15 protein-coding genes and 1 pseudogene are annotated in these 17,566 nt (G+C 41.1%); 5 read left to right on the top strand and 11 right to left on the bottom strand.

Annotated features, from left to right (window positions below):
- The first annotated feature begins 28 nt into the window (after window positions 1–28).
- Window positions 29–727: a DevA family ABC transporter ATP-binding protein gene (locus V7K50_RS10560; RefSeq protein WP_334959741.1), complete on the top strand. Its 699-nt coding sequence runs from the start codon at window positions 29–31 to the stop codon at window positions 725–727.
- Window positions 728–1,021: 294 nt separating this feature from the next.
- Here the strand turns inward: V7K50_RS10560 and V7K50_RS10555 are convergent, their stop codons facing one another.
- Both V7K50_RS10555 and V7K50_RS10550 read right to left on the bottom strand, forming a co-directional pair.
- Complete coding sequence (locus V7K50_RS10555) at window positions 1,022–1,456, bottom strand: hypothetical protein (protein WP_334801292.1); 435 nt, start codon at window positions 1,454–1,456, stop codon at window positions 1,022–1,024.
- Window positions 1,457–1,635: 179 nt separating this feature from the next.
- Window positions 1,636–4,620 (bottom strand): valine--tRNA ligase, encoded by a 2,985-nt coding sequence (locus V7K50_RS10550; RefSeq protein WP_334959739.1) that lies wholly within the window; start codon window positions 4,618–4,620, stop codon window positions 1,636–1,638.
- 113 nt (window positions 4,621–4,733) lie between these two features.
- Between V7K50_RS10550 and V7K50_RS10545 the strand changes: the two genes are divergently transcribed.
- The 3 genes from V7K50_RS10545 (at window position 4,734) to V7K50_RS10535 (ending at window position 7,528) form a co-directional block, all read left to right on the top strand.
- A complete protein-coding gene (locus tag V7K50_RS10545) occupies window positions 4,734–5,123 on the top strand; it encodes a GxxExxY protein (RefSeq protein ID WP_334959737.1) in 390 nt (129 codons plus the stop codon).
- Window positions 5,124–5,178: 55 nt separating this feature from the next.
- Window positions 5,179–6,444 (top strand): MFS transporter, encoded by a 1,266-nt coding sequence (locus V7K50_RS10540; RefSeq protein ID WP_334959735.1) that lies wholly within the window; start codon window positions 5,179–5,181, stop codon window positions 6,442–6,444.
- Window positions 6,445–6,571: 127 nt separating this feature from the next.
- A complete protein-coding gene (locus tag V7K50_RS10535) occupies window positions 6,572–7,528 on the top strand; it encodes an N-acetylglucosamine kinase (RefSeq protein WP_334959733.1) in 957 nt (318 codons plus the stop codon).
- Window positions 7,529–7,554: 26 nt separating this feature from the next.
- Here V7K50_RS10535 and V7K50_RS10530 read toward each other — a convergent pair whose 3' ends face one another.
- The 9 genes and pseudogenes from V7K50_RS10530 to V7K50_RS10490 form a co-directional block, all read right to left on the bottom strand.
- The gene (locus tag V7K50_RS10530; protein WP_334959731.1) at window positions 7,555–8,295 is read right to left on the bottom strand and encodes a dienelactone hydrolase family protein; all 741 of its coding nucleotides are present in this window, start codon (window positions 8,293–8,295) and stop codon (window positions 7,555–7,557) included.
- The gene (locus V7K50_RS10525; RefSeq protein WP_334959729.1) at window positions 8,265–8,591 is read right to left on the bottom strand and encodes a hypothetical protein; all 327 of its coding nucleotides are present in this window, start codon (window positions 8,589–8,591) and stop codon (window positions 8,265–8,267) included. The genes V7K50_RS10530 and V7K50_RS10525 overlap by 31 nt, the downstream gene beginning before the upstream one ends.
- A 112-nt stretch (window positions 8,592–8,703) precedes the next feature.
- The gene (locus tag V7K50_RS10520; protein WP_334959814.1) at window positions 8,704–8,985 is read right to left on the bottom strand and encodes an endonuclease domain-containing protein; all 282 of its coding nucleotides are present in this window, start codon (window positions 8,983–8,985) and stop codon (window positions 8,704–8,706) included.
- Window positions 8,986–9,027: 42 nt separating this feature from the next.
- Entirely contained in the window at window positions 9,028–9,705 is a 678-nt protein-coding gene (locus tag V7K50_RS10515; protein ID WP_334959727.1) for an MAE_28990/MAE_18760 family HEPN-like nuclease, read from the bottom strand.
- Window positions 9,705–10,793 (bottom strand): DUF262 domain-containing protein, encoded by a 1,089-nt coding sequence (locus V7K50_RS10510; RefSeq protein ID WP_334959725.1) that lies wholly within the window; start codon window positions 10,791–10,793, stop codon window positions 9,705–9,707. The genes V7K50_RS10515 and V7K50_RS10510 overlap by 1 nt, the downstream gene beginning before the upstream one ends.
- Before the next feature lie 256 nt (window positions 10,794–11,049).
- Window positions 11,050–11,181 (bottom strand): annotated as a pseudogene (locus V7K50_RS10505) (element excision factor XisH family protein); the annotation flags it as partial.
- A gap of 55 nt (window positions 11,182–11,236) precedes the next feature.
- Complete coding sequence (acnB, locus tag V7K50_RS10500; protein WP_334959812.1) at window positions 11,237–13,900, bottom strand: bifunctional aconitate hydratase 2/2-methylisocitrate dehydratase; 2,664 nt, start codon at window positions 13,898–13,900, stop codon at window positions 11,237–11,239.
- A 508-nt stretch (window positions 13,901–14,408) separates the two neighbouring features.
- On the bottom strand, window positions 14,409–15,293 hold the full coding sequence (locus V7K50_RS10495; RefSeq protein ID WP_334959723.1) for a DUF4351 domain-containing protein: 885 nt from the start codon (window positions 15,291–15,293) through the stop codon (window positions 14,409–14,411).
- 159 nt (window positions 15,294–15,452) lie between these two features.
- The gene (locus V7K50_RS10490; RefSeq protein ID WP_334959721.1) at window positions 15,453–15,851 is read right to left on the bottom strand and encodes a hypothetical protein; all 399 of its coding nucleotides are present in this window, start codon (window positions 15,849–15,851) and stop codon (window positions 15,453–15,455) included.
- A 1,037-nt stretch (window positions 15,852–16,888) separates the two neighbouring features.
- Between V7K50_RS10490 and V7K50_RS10485 the strand changes: the two genes are divergently transcribed.
- Entirely contained in the window at window positions 16,889–17,518 is a 630-nt protein-coding gene (locus V7K50_RS10485) for a transposase (protein ID WP_334959720.1), read from the top strand.
- The last annotated feature ends 48 nt before the right edge of the window (window positions 17,519–17,566 follow it).

Below are 17,566 nucleotides of genomic sequence, written 5' to 3'. Positions count from 1 at the left end.
ACTGGGAAATCTAAAATCTAAAATTAGTATGCCTTCTGTAATCTCTGTTAAAAATCTCGATCACTACTTTGGTAATGGTCAACTTCGCAAACAAGTTCTTTTTGATATCAACCTAGATATTAACGCTGGCGAAATTATTATCATGACTGGGCCTTCTGGTTCTGGTAAAACTACACTTCTCACCTTATCGGGTGGCTTGCGTTCTGCCCAATCTGGTAGTTTGCAGATATTGGGACAAGAACTTTGTGGCGCTAGTACAGGACAACTTACCCAGGTGCGACGGAATAACGGTTATATTTTCCAAGCGCACAACTTGCACGGTAGTCTGACAGTACTCCAGAACGTCAGAATGGGTTTGGAAGTGCATAATAATATTTCGCCGGCAGAAATGAAAACCCGTTCAGCCCAAATGTTAGAGGAAGTAGGATTAGGACATCGCCTGAATTATTATCCTGATGATTTATCTGGGGGACAAAAACAAAGAGTTGCGATCGCTCGTGCGTTGGTTGGTCGTCCTAAAATTGTTTTAGCAGATGAACCCACCGCCGCCCTTGACAGTAAATCGGGACGAGATGTGGTCAACCTCATGCAAAAATTAGCTAAAGAGCAAGATTGTACCATTCTTTTGGTTACTCATGACAACCGCATTCTAGATATTGCCGATCGCATCGTCTATATGGAAGATGGCAAGTTAGTAAATGACCGTGCTGTTGTTGCAGCATCTTAAGCAGATCACATCAGCTATATCAGATTTAGGTTTGGGACTGACAAACAAAAAATACTCAAAAAACTCTATCCTCCTTATTCCTCTGTGTCGCGCCAGTCGCTACAACGGGGGGAACCTAGGGTGTTGATTTTGTCCCTTTTCAGGGGTTAAAAATTCATGCACAATCCTTTCTAATCCTTGCTGAGTAAAATTTGCAGTGGGAAAAGTTATTTTTCGCGTTCTTTAAGTAATGAGTAATGAGTAATGGGTATTTACTCATTACTCATTACTCATTACTCATTACTCATTACTCATTTAACTTTCTTCTTGGGGATAACCATTTTTCTCACGTTTGAGACTTTCTTCTAAGGCTTGAATTTGTTCACGACGAGCTTCCAATTCCAAGGAACGCCGCGCTAAGTCTTGGTTTTGCAATGTCAGGGATTGTCGCCAATGTTCTGCTCGCTCGGCTTCGTGCTGCAAAAATTCTGGAGTAATGCCGATGGTGAGGTAGTTTTGTACCAGATAGAGTACCCAGTTGGTGGCATCTTCTATTCTTTGAATGTCGCCTGTAGGGGAAAGTTCGACTAAAACAAGCAAGTTTTCACTCATGATTTTTCCCTTTCCCAGCAAAATGAAAGCCTCTTCGGGAATTATCGCCCACAAGTTGTCAGCTTCTTGACGCGCCAACAAGCGTAACTGGTGCTGGTCTAAAAAATCGTTTTTACGCACCTGGGCTAGGTATAGCATGAGGGTCGCTTCGCTCCAATTCAAAATTCAAAATTCAAAATTCAAAATTAATAACAAATTTAATAAAAAAACTAAGTGCCAAAATTGATATTTTGATTTTGTTGATTGGTAATGGGTAATTGGGAATTATTGACACTCTCATTACCCATTACAGTTATCCTAAATCATGCAGGCGATCGCTACGACAACCCCTTGAGGCGATCGCGCAAAATTTCTGTTTGTTTTTGTGCTTCTGCTAAGGCATCCCGCGCCCCTTGTACCACGTCGGCTCTAGCTCTATCTACAAAACTAGGATTGTTTAATCTGGCACTCAGGGACTCAACTTCTGCTTCGGCTTTACTCAAGCTTTTCTCTAGCTTGGCACGCACAACTTCAATATCTACCACACCGCTCAGAGGAATTAGCACTTGTATTGTACCAATTACACCTGCGATCGCATTTTCTGGTTCTTGTGGTTGTTCTAATTCTCTCTGCGGGAAAAATCGGCTCCATAACCTAAGTCTCCCTTGAGTAGTTAGTAAATTTTGGCTAACAAACCACGCTGTGTAACCAAAACCAACTATTTCAAAGAAAGTTCCGACGATGGGAGTGTCATCAATGGCATACCCCACAGCTAAACCCAATCTACCAAAGACAATGGCCACAATAATTAAACCAATTGTCTTCAAACCCCTCTGAGGTTCTTTAGCAGCAACAGTTTGGTTTTCTTGCTTATCAGTAATGGTTAAAGTCTCAACTTTCGCCAAATCTTTAATGTAATCTTGTCCAGCAGTGAGAATTTCCCGCTCTTTCTCACTTTCAGTTTGCAAATTCGCTGTCACTTTTACCCCTGGCTTAATATCCGCTTCCGCCCGCAAATTCCGAATTGTGCGGATAGTAGCAATCAGCAATTCAAACTGTTCTTCTAAAGCTGAATCAATTAGGTTTGCATCCACCTGGGGATAGATTTGTAATGGTAAAGTTTGCCGGGAATCTGCTGGTTGTTGGGTGAGAGTCTGCCAAATTTCTTCGGTAATATGAGGCATGAAGGGATGAAGCAGTTTCATAATTCCTTCTAGCACGTAGGCTAGAGTTTGCTCTGCTAGCCGCCTTGACGCGGGATCTGCTCCTGTTTGCAGCCGAGATTTAACCAGTTCAATATACTGATCGCAGAAATCACCCCAGATAAATTCGTAGAGTCCTTTTGCTGCTTCCCCTAAACCGTAATTATCGATGTAATTGGTGGTTTCTTTGACTACTTGATGATAGCGCGAGAGAATCCAGCGATCGCTCAATTCGGTAGCGACTGGATTCCCCAATTGTTGCGGCGTTTGTCCATCCAAATTCATCATCACAAATCGGGCAGCGTTCCACAACTTGTTAGTAAAGTTGCGGGATGCCTCTACCGATGCCGATTCATCCTTTTTGCGATCGTACTCCAATCGGATATTTTGTCCAGCCCCGGCAACTTCCCTAATTAGGGTATATCGCAGGGCATCAGTACCATATTTGTCAATTAATAACAACGGGTCAATGCCATTACCTTTGGTCTTGGACATCTTCTGCCCTTTTTCATCAAGCACCAAGCCGTGGATGTAAACCGTTTGGAAAGGCATTTGCTGCGTAAAATGCCCAGCCATCATTGTCATTCTGGCTACCCAGAAAAAGATGATGTCAAAGCCTGTCACCAAAGTGGTCGTTGGGTAGTAAGTTGCTAAATCTTGAGTTTGTTCCGGCCAGCCCAAGGTCGAAAATGGCCAGAGTCCAGAAGAAAACCAAGTATCTAGCACATCTGGGTCTTGTTCTAACTTGACATTTTCACCAAATTGTGATTTAGCTTTTTCCCAAGCTTCAGTTTCCGATTTTGCCACCACAAAGGGCGTGTTATCGGTAATTTGCCCATCGGTTTCACTGACAGCGTACCAAGCCGGAATTTGGTGTCCCCACCATAATTGGCGAGAGATACACCAATCAGTGAGTTTTACTAGCCAATCACGATAGACCTTTGTCCAGCGTTGGGGGACAAACTCTGGGGAAGTTTGCTGGTCGAGGAATTCGAGAGTGTTGTCAGCTAGGGGGCGAATTTTGACAAACCACTGAGTTGAGAGGAGGGGTTCAATAGGTACTTTACCGCGATCGCTGTAGGGAACGGTATGCTTATAATCTTCGATCTTCACCAAAAAGCCATCTGCCTCTAGGCGAGAAACCACATTTTTTCTAGCAACAAAGCGGTCTTGTCCTTGAAACTCCCCAGCATTAGCGTTGAGAGTGCCGTCTTTGTTCATAATGTTGATTAACGGCAGATTGTGACGCTTACCCATGTCAAAATCGTTCGGGTCATGGGCGGGAGTCACCTTCACGCAGCCTGTGCCGAAGGTAGGATCAACAAATTCATCGCCAATAATGGGAATTTCTCGTTGTAGAATTGGCAGAGTTAGAGTTTTGCCAATGAGATGTTTGTAGCGATCGTCATTGGGATTAACCGCTACAGCCGTATCACCCAGCATTGTTTCTGGTCTAGTTGTCGCCACCTCTACAAAACCAGAACCATCGGTGAGAGGATAGCGGAAGTGCCAGAGATTTCCATTCACCTCTTGATTTTCTACTTCCACATCAGACACAGCAGACCCAGAAGCGGGACACCAGTTAACTAAATATTCACCACGATAAATTAAGCCTTCCTCGTAGAGACGAGTAAACGCCTCGACAACAGCTTTAGATAAACCCTCATCCAGGGTAAACCTTTCCCGTGACCAGTCCACCGAGACACCCAAGCGTCGTAACTGATTCAGAATCGTTCCCTCAGATTCCGCCTTCCATTGCCAAGCGCGTTCTAGGAACTTCTCACGCCCCAATTCGTAGCGAGTCTTACCCTCTTTTTTGAGTTGCTTTTCCAGCATACTATGCACAGCGATGCTGGCGTGGTCAGTTCCGGGTAGCCATAGGGTATTGCGTCCCTGCATCCGGTGGTAGCGGACGAGGGTATCAATTAAGGCACTTTCAAAGGCGTGACCCATGTGTAAGCTGCCGGTGACATTTGGGGGGGGAATGACGATGCAGTAGGGTTCGCCGCCTTTGTTGGGGTCAGCTTTGTAAATTTGGTTGTCTTCCCAGAATTTTTGCCATTTGGCTTCGGTGGAAAAGGGGTCATACAGACTGGGGAGATTGGGAATGGTTGCGGTCATGCTGGGCAAACTAAGGAAGGACTTTAATAAATTTTGCCATAGGGTTGGGGAGGGATTGATGGAAACGAACCGCAAAGGGCGCAAAGTACGCAAAGGAAGAGGAGGAAGATAAGATGAGGCAACCAAGTGTTCAGTTAGAAAAGTTAGCTTATAGAGTGATTGGGGCGGCGATTGAGGTACATCAGGTATTAGGAGCGGGGTTTTTAGAGGAGGTTTATCACAAGGCGTTGAGAGAAGAATTTCTAATGCGCGAGATACCTCACAAGTTTGAGCATCCAGTAAAAGTAAACTACAAAGGTCGTCTAGTCGGCGAGGGCAAATTAGATTTTTTGGTTGGAGACTCTCTAATTGTTGAATTGAAAGCTGTCCAAAACTTAACCCCCATTCACGAAGCCCAAGTCCTCTCCTACCTCAAAATGACTCATTACCCCCTCGCTCTCCTAATCAACTTTAACGTCCCTCTCCTCAAAGGCGGCATCAAAAGCATCATACTCTCTTCTTAATCTTCTTAATCTTCTTTGCGCTCTTTGCGCCCTTTGCGGTTCGTCCCCCAAACCCATGAAACACCAAACAACCTCCCCTTGGACATTCATCCCCACCCTATATTTCACCTCCGGCATACCTTACATCATCATCAACACAGTTTCCGTAATCTTTTACAAAAAACTGGGAATAGATAACACTCAAATTGCCCTTTGGACAAGTTTTCTCTATCTACCTTGGGTCATCAAAATGTTTTGGGGCCCAATTGTCGATACTTACTCTACCAAACGCAAATGGATACTTTATACCCAATTTGCCATGTTCTGCTGCTTGGGTTTAATAGCCTTCTCCTTGCAACTGCCAAATTTCTTTTTCATCTCCCTCGCAGCATTAACAATAGGAGCATTTATTTCTGCAACTTATGACATTGCTACAGATGGCTTCTATCTGTTGGCTTTATCTCCAGAACAACAAGCTTTTTTTGTTGGCATTCGCTCACTTTGTTATAGACTTGCTGTAATCTTCGGCTCTGGGATATTAGTAGTTTTAGCAGGTTATCTTGAAGTATCTCTCAATAATATTCCTTTAAGCTGGACTATCGCTATTGGCTTCTCAGCTTTAATTTTAGCAATCGTGTTTATTTGGCATCGCTTAATTTTACCTTTACCTGAATCAGATAACCAACGACAAATACAAGCTAGGGAAAATATGCCATTTTGGTCAATTATTAGCTCATATTTTGCTCAGGATAAGATTATAAATATTTTAGCATTTATCTTGCTATACAGATTTGGCGAAGCAATGCTTGTCAAGATAGCCTCTTTATTTTTATTGGACAAACTAGAAGTAGGTGGTTTAGGGCTATCGACATCAGATGTCGGGTTAGTCTACGGGACGTTTGGGGTAATATCCCTAATTTGTGGAGGAATTTTAGGAGGCTTGCTAATTTCTAGATATGGATTAAAAAAATGTCTATTTCCTATGGCTTTAGCATTAAACTTACCTGATATTTTTTATGTGTATATGGCTTACACTAAGCCTTTGCTAACATTAGTGTATCCTTTGGTTTCCTTGGAACAATTTGGGTATGGGTTTGGATTTACAGCTTTTAGTGTTTATTTAATGCATATTTGCCAAGGCGAATATAAAACTTCTCATTTTGCTATCTCCACTGGCATCATGGCTTTAGGAATGATGTTACCAGGTTTAATTAGCGGTTATCTGCAAAAAGCTTTTGGTTATCCATTATTTTTTGTCTTGGTCTGTTTGCTCACGATTCCTGGAATGATTGCTCTATTTCTTATTCCTTTAAAAGAAGAATTTAAGCGTCAAAATAATTAACATTATTACCAATCTATAGCAATTCTAAATGAGTTATGAAAAATAGAATTTTAATCGAACCACAGAGGTGCAGAGAACACAGAGAGATAAGAAATGGAGATTTTAACAAATGATTTAGGACTGCTATATGACTTATGTTTTGGGGATAGATGGCGGCGGTAGCAAAACTGTTTGTGTCTTGATGGATGATTTGCATCTAGTGCTAGGTCGTGGTAAAGCAGGCTCATCTAATTATCAGAGTATAGGTATTGAAGCAACTTTACAATCTATTCAATCTGCAATTCACAATGCAGTTGAGGCAGCAATAATTACAAATTCTGTGAATATTGATGCGATATGTTTGGGTTTAGCAGGTGTAGGTCGTGCAACAGATATCGAAGTAGTGAAAGGTTTAGTTAAAGAGTTACAGAATAATAAGTTGCCTATTACTTGGGCATTACAACCAGCGAATATTGTAATTTGTAACGATGCTTTAATTGCTTTAGTTGGTGGAATTGGTCAGCCTGTAGGAATTGTGGTTGCAGCAGGTACTGGCTCGATAGTTTTTGGACAAAATCATCAGGGAGATACTAAGCGAGTCGGGGGCTGGGGGTATATTCTGGGAGATGAAGGTAGCGCTTATAAAATTGCTGTGGCTGGCATGAATGCAGCATTAAAATCTGATGATGGACGGGAAATATCAACAAGTTTGCTAGAGGGTTTCAAACAGCATCTTGATTTGGAAAGTATAGAAGATTTAATAGAAGTAGTATATCGGCGAGAATGGGGAGTTAAACAGATAGCGGCTTTAGCACCAGTTGTAGATTTTGCCGCAGCTTCAGGTGATATAGTAGCGAATATCATAATTGATGATGCTGTAAAAGAGTTAGTAAAAGCTACATCTACAGTAATTGATGCAATTTTTAGTGCTGACTCAGTTTTGGAAGTAGTGACAACAGGAAGTGTATGGCGCGGTAGATGCAAGATCCATGAAAGATTTGCAGCATCTATTGTTAAGAAATTTCCTAATGTAAAGGTGATTTTTGCGAGGCATGAACCTGCTTATGGTGCTGGGTTATTAGCTTTGCAGACAACTCAAAATTGACGCGAAGAAAGCAATCATAGAAGTTTTCAGTTTGCAAATATGCGCCCTAATAAAGTTATTATTTCAGACCAAGCAGCTGTGGTAGCACTAGAATCATAACGATAACCGTCGTCGCGCATGAATGTATGTTCTGCTTCATACAAGAAAACTTGCTGAAGGATGTTAGCATTCTCAATTGCTTTTATTATGGTTTGGCGATCGCTATCTGGTATATGAGGGTCAAGAGTACCGAATACCATTAGCATCTCGCCTTTGATTTCACTTACCCTCTGGATTGTATCAGCTACCTCTTTACCCAATTTACCACTGGGAATACCAGTAGGGTAACAGCAGACGCAAGCCCGAATTTCGCTTTGAAATGCGGCGCGGAAAGCTAAATGTCCACCAATACAAAAGCCGAGAGTACCTATTTGATTTGGAGAAACTGCACTCTCTGTTTTCAGAAATTCAATCACAGCAAGGCAATCGGCATCATAATCAGCTACGGAGGTTCGACGCGCATCGTTATTTCCCCGCATCCTTCCCAGATCGTCTGGCTCAATCACTAAACCAATTGGCTCAATTCGGTGAAAAATTTCTGGTGCTGCTACTACATAGCCGTATCCTGCTAAGTAGTTAGCTAGACGAATCATTGCATCACCTAACTGATAAATATCACTGTAGAAGACAATACCAGGGTATTTCCCATCTGCTTTGGGAGCCGCTACATAAACACGCATTAAGCTGCCATCTACTCTTAATTCAACATTGCGCTTAGTGATTTGCACTTTTTTGTCTCCGTGTTACGCTTGCTGTCATTAGCTTCTACACTGTAGCGCCGCAGCATCCGGCTACTTTCAACCCATAATTTGGCGTTTTTCTGCCATGATTGCGATCGCTGAATATCCCCAGTGAAAGTTTGTTGCGAGTAATTTTTCTGAGGCTTATGGTGCTGGTTTGTTGGCGTTGCAGGGGAAGGAGAATGAGAAAGCGATCGCATTTTAACAAAGAAACGAACCGCAGAGGCAATAGAGTTGCCAGCGCGTTGCGGGGGTTCCCCCCGTTGTAGCGACTGGCGCGACACAGAGAGGTTAAGAGTGCGATCGCATGGATTGACCTCTCCCCCAACCCCTCTCCGAAGCGGAGAGGGGAGCCAGATTTCTCCCCCTTCCCTTGCAGGGAAGGGGGTTGGGGGGTTAGGTCTGTTGAGAACAAGCTGTGGAAATACGCATCAAAACTTTATCAAGTTCGTGTCTCACTTCTTCATTTTTAATTCGCAACAAACGCAGTCCCCTAGCTGACAAAACTTTGTCCCGTTCTGCATCATATTCGGCTTGTTGTTCATGAATTTTGCCATCTACTTCTATCACTAATGCAGTTGCGTGGCAGTAGAAATCTGCAATAAACCCATTGATAATCTGCTGACGGCGAAAGTGAAAACCATTCAGCCGATTAGCACGAAGATGTTGCCAAAGAATTTTTTCTTCTGGGTTTATTAGTGAGGGAATCGCTGAAGCAATCTATTTTAAATATTCTTTGTTAGATAGATAACTCTCTATATTCTCTAATATTCCCTTTAAATAAGAAATAACTCTTTTTTGAATTTCCAATAATTCGTCCGCACTAGCATTCCTACCAACCTCCTCAAATGATTTAAAACCATGTGCCAAATCATTCCTATTAGTCTTAACTGTTAGTAAATCGCTACCGTCTTTAGTTTTCTTAGCATTTGTTTTACATGAAAAACCATACGCCTCAGATGTTTTTCGTATTTTTCTTGCATCAATATTACCTGAAAATAATTTCTCTTTATCAAAACTGCTAGATATTATATCACATGAAATATTGTTGATACTCTGTAAAAGAGTATCAGTAGAGTTGTTATCCTTGAAGTTATTAATAATAATTTTTTTAATTTTATCTGTGGCATCATCAAAAGAAGTATTTTTATTTTGAAATTCATCAAAAATTGTTGTAATTGCATTACGCATCGTGGATTCAACTAGATTATAGAGCAATAAAAATCCTGTTGCTTTAAGAGTTTTTTCTAAATCATTGTTTATCGATTTAGTTTTTATATTCTTAGCATTACCCATGCTTAATTTAATTGAACCTTGCTCTAAATTTTTCAAAAATAAAAAATATCTACTAACTTCTTGAGCGCGTTCATCAAAATCTTGAAATAATGTACTTTTCATTAATTGCCTAGAAGCTGATCGCGAACATAATGAATACGCTTATTGACCTTATTTTGAGAACTACTTGCATCAGATTGAGTACAATCTTTAAATGTTTGAGAATCTAAAAAACCAGTTGATTTTGGTACTAAATTTGGGTTTTGTCTTAATGCTAAAGCAATACCGACAGAGATTGATTCAAACTTGATTCGAGTTGTCGGTTCATAGCGATTTTTTATTTTCCGATAAATATGTAAAGCATTATTAAAATGCTTTTCCACAAATTCTAACATCAAATAAAATTCATTTTTCATTGCATCAATACTTAGAGAGCTAGACTGATTTTCTTGTTCTAAATAGTCATCCAAGAACTCATGAACTTTTCTACCAGAGTAATTTTTATAGTTATTTAAAAATGCAAAAAAACGTAATACAAATTCTTGTGGATCTCTTTTATCAATTTCAGGTTTAGTAAAAGAGCATAAATCTTGAAATTTTTTATTTCTTGATAGTTCCTCAATTAGATCGAGAAACTTTCCTGGTTTACTTCCCCTGCGTTTCTCCATTTCATTTAATTCAATACTACCACTATTAATTCTCTCAAACAGATCCCTTCTGACTTCTTCATCTGCTTCTTCTGTTAATTGAATCATTCTAATGGTAGTTCTGTTAAAACGCCTTTGGCGTTGTGGCGGTAAATCTTCAAAAGTAAACCCATTAAGAGTTTTTAATTTTTCAAGATTTTTTAATCTAAGTTCATTGTTAATAAACCTAGTTAAAGTGCGAATACGTTGTGTACCATCTATAATTTCTAAACGTGCTAAATCTTCTGATTCTGATATATCAGCAACGAAAATATAAGGTATTGGTAAACCTAAAACTACAGATTCAATAAATTTTGATTGCCTATCGTCATCCCAAGCCATTTCTCGTTGATAGTCTGGAATAAAGAATTCATTTTCTTCTTTATCTTTGCCATCTAAGTATTTTTTTACAATTACTTCAATAGGGTATTCTAAGGTGTTGTAGTCAACACGCTTTCTTTTGTCACGAATTTCTTCTTCAGCTTTTTCTCTGCGTTCATCTGTAATTTCTAATTGAGTTACCATAACTTGATAATTTGTTTTTGTTAATGTTTAGTCTTAGAGATTTTTGTATTGATTGAACTAATCTGACCAAATTTTACCACTTGGCTAAGTTAAAGGTGAGTCTCGAAAAAAACATTCTATCTGAATCTAATAATTATACTAAACCCTAACTTCATTAAGCTTAGGTATCTTCTCCCCAGGAATCATATCATTTCCTAAAGTCAATACTCACTTTAGCTTAAATTATACCAACTGCTAATTTTTTCTACTTACGGTTTTTTTCACCAGCCATATCCGCAAACAGTTTAACTTCAGTATATTTAATTGGATAGAGATCAGCCGTAATTGCCCGGTCATCTTTAATTAAGGCATTTTTCCCGGCATTATGGTAGATATCTTTTGCTGGCATTTTTACCCAGATAATAAATATAGTAGGGTGGGCATTGCCCACCCTACTATATTTACTAACGTAAACTACTAGCTGGCATACCCAAAATATCCTCAAGCTTCGGCATATCTTCCAACGCAATCACGCGCCCTTCATCCTCAAAACCAAGGATTTGATCAAAGTTCAAATACCGATACAAATCATCGGCAAAAGGCTCAATTCTACTCGCCACAATATCCAAATATTCTTGCACTGTGGGAAGCCGCCCCAGCAGCGCACAAACTGCGGCTAATTCTGCTGAACCAAGATACACTCGCGCATCTTTACCCATGCGATTATTGAAGTTGCGGGTAGAGGTAGAAAACACCGTTGTACCATCAGCAACTCGCGCCTGATTTCCCATACACAAACTGCATCCTGGCATTTCTGTTCTAGCACCCGCAGCCCCAAAAATACTGTATACACCTTCTTCTTTAAGTTGGTGTTCATCCATCCGCGTTGGTGGTGCAATCCACAGGCGAGTTTTCACTTCACCTGCGCCTTCCAAAACTTTCGCTGTTGCCCGATAATGACCAATATTTGTCATACAAGAACCGACAAATACTTCTTGCACTGGATCATTAGCAACTTCTGATAATAACTTAACATTATCGGGGTCATTGGGAGCAGCAACAATTGGTTCTTTGATTTCGTTCAAATCAATTTCAATTATTTCGGCATACTCTGCATCAGCATCACCTTCTAATAACACGGGGTTTGCTAACCATTCTTCCATCTTTGCCACACGGCGCAGCATGGTACGCGGATCGTGATAGCCTCGTGCTATCATATTTTTCAGCAACGCTACGTTAGAACGCAGATATTCCGAAATTGTCTCTACACTCAGCTTAATTGTACATCCGGCACAAGAACGTTCGGCGCTAGCATCGGTGAGTTCAAAGGCTTGTTCAACTTTTAAATCTGGCAAACCTTCTATTTCCAGAATTCGCCCGGAGAAGATGTTTTTCTTATTCTGTTTCTCTGCTGTCAGCAAACCTTTTTGAATTGCCACGTAGGGTATGGCATTCACGACATCGCGCAGGGTGATACCTGGTTGCAATTCACCTTTGAATCTTACCAAAACTGACTCTGGCATATCTAAAGGCATGACACCCAAGGCGGCTGCAAAGGCTACTAATCCCGAACCGGCGGGGAAGGAAATACCCAAGGGGAAGCGGGTGTGTGAGTCGCCGCCAGTTCCTACGGTGTCGGGTAGCAGCATCCGGTTTAACCAAGAGTGGATGATACCATCACCGGGACGGAGGGCGACACCGCCACGAGATGCAAAGAAATCGGGGAGTTCGTGATGGGTTTTGATGTCTACTGGTTTGGGATAAGCAGCTGTGTGGCAGAAACTTTGGATAACTAAGTCTGCACTGAAACCAAGACAGGCGAGTTCTGTCAATTCATCGCGGGTCATGGGGCCTGTAGTATCTTGGGAACCAACGGTAGTAATGATGGGTTCGCAAGATGTGCCGGGACGCACACCAGGTAATCCGCAAGCTTTTCCTACCATTTTTTGTGCTAGGGTGTAGCCTTTACCTGTATCAAAGGCTTGCTGGGGACGGGTAAAAACCGTGCTCGGTTCTAAACCGAGTGCAAGACGAGTTTTGTCGGTGAGGGTACGTCCGATAAGTAGGGGAATGCGTCCACCTGCGCGGACTTCATCGAGGATAGTATCAGGTTTCAGATCAAAGGTGGAAATGATTTCGCCTGTTTCGTTGGTGATTTCGCCTTTGTAGGGATGGATGGTAATTACCATACCAGTTTCGAGTTTGGTGACATCGCACTGAATAGGCAAAGCACCGGCATCTTCTGCTGTGTTAAAGAAGATTGGCGCGATCGCACCACCTAAAACATAACCCCCAGCGCGTTTGTTTGGCACAAAAGGTATATTATTTCCTGTATGCCACAATACAGAGTTGATGGCAGATTTCCGCGAGGAACCTGTACCAACTACATCCCCCACATAAGCTACGGGATGTCCTTTTTCCTTCAACTCGGCAATGGTTGCCAAGCTTCCCGGTTGCCGTGACTCTAACATCACTAAGGCGTGTAAGGGAATATCAGGGCGAGTTGTGGCGCTTTGGGCGGGGGATAAATCGTCGGTGTTAGTTTCGCCAGGAACTTTAAAAACGGTGACAGTAATTGCTTCTGGAACTGTGGGGCGAAGGGTAAACCATTCAGCTTCTGCCCAAGAGTCAATCACCCGTTTGGCGAAAGGATTGGTTTTAGACAACTCTAAAACATCGTGGAAGGCATCGTACACCAAGAGGATTTTGCTTAAGGCGTTGGCGGCGTAGGCGGCGATGGGTTCCTTTCCTTGTCCGCCCATTACCAGAGGGGTTTCAGATGAGTCTGAGAGGGATACAGTGGGCAATTGTAGCAAATCAATTAAAGATTGCACGTTGTAACCACCGATCATTGTCCCTAATAATTGCACCGCTTCGATGGGCGCAATCAACGGACTGGTAATTTCTTCCTTCGCAATGGCGGTGAGAAATCCAGCTTTCACATAAGCTGCTGGATCAACACCAGGAGAAACGCGATCGCTCAATAGATGTAATAATATATCCTCTTGACCCTTGGGCGGATTTTTCAGTAACTCACATAATTCTGAGGTTTGCTTCGCATCCAATGGTAAAGGGGGAATACCGAGTGCTGCTCTTTCGGCTAGGTGTTTACGATATAATTCCAGCATTTTTATCTTCTCCATTGGGATTTTCTCCCTTTAATTATGAAATATTTTTAGGCAATACTTGGCTATAAAAGTTTAGCTTACTTTTATTAGTGAAAGCCCTACTGGTAATCGGTTATTAGCAAAGTTTTTTTATACTGAAAGTTTAAAAAGCGAATAGAATTAGCTACTACACAAAACTTAGTCCACGGAGGTGGACTAAGAGGATGTTTGGAAAGTCATGATTGATGTATCAAATATTGTTTTACCCCACCCTAACCCTCCCCTTATAAAAGTGAGGAAACCGGATTTTCTTGTTTATGACTTTTCACGTTATGTGGAAAAGCTACGAAAAACCTAACCCCCTAACCCCCTTCCCTAACAGGGAAGGGGGAAAATTCAAAGTCTCTCTCCTTTTAGGAGAGAGGTTTAGAGAGAGGTTTTCCAGATCCCGTGAAAAGTCGGATTTTTTTGTTTCCCCCCTTTATAAAGGGGGGTAATAATTTGATTTCGCAGATGTAGTAATAATGAATTAGATTGATTGTTGGTTTAACCAAGTTTCTAAATCAGCAACACTAGAAAAGTCTAGCAATGCTTCTCCTAAATTCTCTAATTGTTCAATCGATAATCCTTTAATTCGCTCTATTGATGACGCATCAATCTCACCAATACGGCGATTGAGTAAGCGTATAACTAGACGTTGTTCTCCTGACTGTACAGCTTGTTCTCTGTCTCTTTGATAAAGTGGTTCTAGTCGCATAATTAACTCCCGATCATCTGCTTCTAATTCTTGATTTACTCTCAAGTTTTCGCGCAAGTTGTAAACTAATTCAAGAGTTGCTTTTTGGTATGGATAATCTAATGGTAACGCTTGCAACTCGATAATTGCTTGTGACTGCACACTTCCCCTACCTAAAAGCCTCAACCATAATGTCTCTGGTGTTTGCGGTAGTTGGTGTATCGCTACAATTGCTGTCCGCAAGGCATCTGGCAGAAAATGCACTCCTGATAACCAACCTGCTTTTTGTATAGTTCCAAAGCTAGACAATCTAGTTTCAGATATGGTTGGTGTAAGAACCCACAATTTGGGGATTTCTGAGTCTTGAAGTTTGGTTTTATTTGCCTTAGCTTCTCGTCGCAGGAGTGCCTTGATTTCTAATAATTTGAGAATACAGTCGCAGATTTCATCGGTAGAAGCTGGATTGCGGTATGGTTCTATAATTGCAGGCTGTTCGGCAAATCTTCCTAGCAAACCCAGTATTTGTATATTAGAGCTTTGCTGTTTAGCAGGAGTGAATAAAACATCTATTTCTTTAATCTCTCCTGAAACTTTTTCTGATGCTTTGACTTCTCCGTAATCTTTTAGTAATTCTTCTAGATAGTCTTTGGCAAATTTATCATGGATAAACCTGGTCATTCAATTTTAAGATTTTTAAAGTTCTGGGTTAATGCAAAGTCTTATTATATAGCAGTCCCGAATCATTCGTAATGAAATAGATCCCCGACTTCTTTGAGAAGTCGGGGATCTGCTGGACACCTTGAATTTTCATAGATACAGACGCGATTAATCGCGTCTCTAATAGGCGGTTATTGCATTTTGATCTGATGTTTTATCTGTGTTAGATTTCAAGCGTGTCAATCTGCTTTTACGGATACGTTCGCTGTCTCGAACGCCACCTGCAAGTTCATATTCATTGCTGTTTTTGCCGTACTTAAAACCAACCCCCATCAGCATTTTATCTGAAACCTGACTTAAGGTTTTTTCCATCTCATCCAGCTTTTTTCTAGAAGAGTCAATCATAGCTAGAGCAGCGTTATACTCATCAAGGGTATTGTGAAAATTTTCTATTAATTGATTCAGGTTTTGCAAGTTGTAAGTATCATTAAAATTGATATTTGGATCGATAGCTTTTAAGCCGGCAACTCTAAACTCAGCTTTTTCTAAAATCCGGGAACTACGTTTTCTCCGAGGCATAAATTTACACTTATAAAAACATTACATAGCTATTTTGTCTCAATTAACCTATATTCTGGTTCAGCAAAAAGCGCATTTTTTTTAGTAAAAGTTTTTATTTATGTCCGTGATTTCTCGGAATTTAATCATCAAAGGTTGATTTTTGGCAAAATAATATTATGTTTAAGCAATAGACAATAGGGCACGCATTGCTCATTAGTGTCCAAATAAGCAAAAGTGGGTTAACTGTTAGCTTGCTCACCCGCCTGGAACTAAAGTTCCAGGCTAATAGCTAAAGTCTACTGAAGTAGACTAAAGATTTTTCGGATTATTTAGTCATCTTTAGATGACTTGAGCTATTAGCAAGGAACTTCAGTTCCTTGCGGGACATGGTTTTTACGTTAAGTTGACACTTATGAGCAGCACTCTACCCCTACAAATGGTCTGTATTCTCTGTCAACAGCGATCGCTTTAACTTTAAGCCTTAATGTTGTAACCTTAAGCCTTTATGTTCTAACTCTAAGGCTTAATGTTATAACCTTAAGGCTTTATGTTCTAGCTCTAAGCCTTAATGTTGTAACCTTAAGCCTTTATGTTCTAGCTCTAAGGCTTAATGCTGTAACCTTAAGAGTCAACCTTATAACATTGATGACTAAAGTTTGTTGGTGAGTGCATTATATATAGCAAGCGTGGTATTTTAACGATTTTTTTCATGTCTCGCCCAAAACGCAATTTACAATCAGGTTTTTGCTATCACATCACGACTCGCTGCAATAACCGCGAATTTCGCCTAACGCGCTTAGAATGCCGCGAAGTCTTTCTGTATGCCGTCAAGAAGGCACAGGACAAATATCAATTTAAGCTTTATGCTTTGTGCATTATGAGAGGATGTTTTAAAAGTCGTCGGCTATAATTTTAGGTACTTAATGATCCCCCCTAACCCCCCTTAAAAAGGGGGGAACCGGAATCAAAGTCCCCCTTTTTAAGGGGAGCCACTGCGTTGGGCGGGTTCCCCGACTTGAAGCACGTGGCGTGGATTTAGGGGGATCTAAAACGTTTTGCTACCGATCAAAGAACTTTTAAAACATTCTCTGAGCAATCATGTGCATTATCTGCTGGAACCAAAACAACCAGAAGATTTACCGAAAATTATGCACTGGTTGAATTGGTATACTGCTATGTGTTTTAACCGAATGCTCAACCGCACGGGGCATTTTTGGGAAAAGCGCTACCACAGTACAGGTTTTGCCAATACAGACCAACGTCGGGCGTTAAATACTCTGCGATATATCCACGCTAACCCGAAAGCGGCAGGAATACAGCAGGGATTTTTCTACGACTTCAGCAATTACGGCACTCATGACCGGTTGAGTAATGATGGCATCACTCAATGGCATCCGGCGTTTTTGCAATTGGGGAGGTCGTTGGAAGAATGCGCTGCTAGATATCGCCAGTTTTGTAAGAAATATCGACCGAAGCCGAAATTTGAAACAAGGAATCATTGGGGTAGTCGGTTTTTGCCTTCTTTGAAGAATAAAGGTAAGAAGAAGTCACCAGGACAGATGAGTTTGCTTTGGGACAAGCAGAGAGTAACAGAAGATACTGAAGTGCATGAGGTAGCAGAAAAATTTATTCAGGCGAACTGTTATAACCCCGCAGTGCCAGGTATCGAAAGACTGAAATGTTGATTCTACCGTTCATTGGGGGTTGGTAAGAAATCTTTACAAATATCTGAA

Source organism: Nostoc sp., assembly GCF_036917135.1.
GTDB lineage: Bacteria > Cyanobacteriota > Cyanobacteriia > Cyanobacteriales > Nostocaceae > Nostoc.
Note: the sequence above shows the minus strand (reverse complement) of the source record. Positions and strands in the feature narration are given on the sequence as shown.

Bases quoted from the DNA above. Each gene is read 5' to 3' on its own strand.
- V7K50_RS10515 (WP_334959727.1), bottom strand. From the start codon at position 9,705: ATGAAAAGTACATTATTTCAAGATTTTGATGAACGCGCTCAAGAAGTT.
- acnB (WP_334959812.1), bottom strand. From the start codon at position 13,900: ATGCTGGAATTATATCGTAAACACCTAGCCGAAAGAGCAGCACTCGGT.
- V7K50_RS10550 (WP_334959739.1), bottom strand. From the start codon at position 4,620: ATGACCGCAACCATTCCCAATCTCCCCAGTCTGTATGACCCCTTTTCC.
- V7K50_RS10540 (WP_334959735.1), top strand. From the start codon at position 5,179: ATGAAACACCAAACAACCTCCCCTTGGACATTCATCCCCACCCTATAT.
- V7K50_RS10545 (WP_334959737.1), top strand. From the start codon at position 4,734: ATGAGGCAACCAAGTGTTCAGTTAGAAAAGTTAGCTTATAGAGTGATT.
- V7K50_RS10490 (WP_334959721.1), bottom strand. From the start codon at position 15,851: ATGCCTCGGAGAAAACGTAGTTCCCGGATTTTAGAAAAAGCTGAGTTT.
- V7K50_RS10555 (WP_334801292.1), bottom strand. From the start codon at position 1,456: ATGCTATACCTAGCCCAGGTGCGTAAAAACGATTTTTTAGACCAGCAC.
- V7K50_RS10535 (WP_334959733.1), top strand. From the start codon at position 6,572: ATGACTTATGTTTTGGGGATAGATGGCGGCGGTAGCAAAACTGTTTGT.
- V7K50_RS10495 (WP_334959723.1), bottom strand. From the start codon at position 15,293: ATGACCAGGTTTATCCATGATAAATTTGCCAAAGACTATCTAGAAGAA.
- V7K50_RS10510 (WP_334959725.1), bottom strand. From the start codon at position 10,793: ATGGTAACTCAATTAGAAATTACAGATGAACGCAGAGAAAAAGCTGAA.
- V7K50_RS10560 (WP_334959741.1), top strand. From the start codon at position 29: ATGCCTTCTGTAATCTCTGTTAAAAATCTCGATCACTACTTTGGTAAT.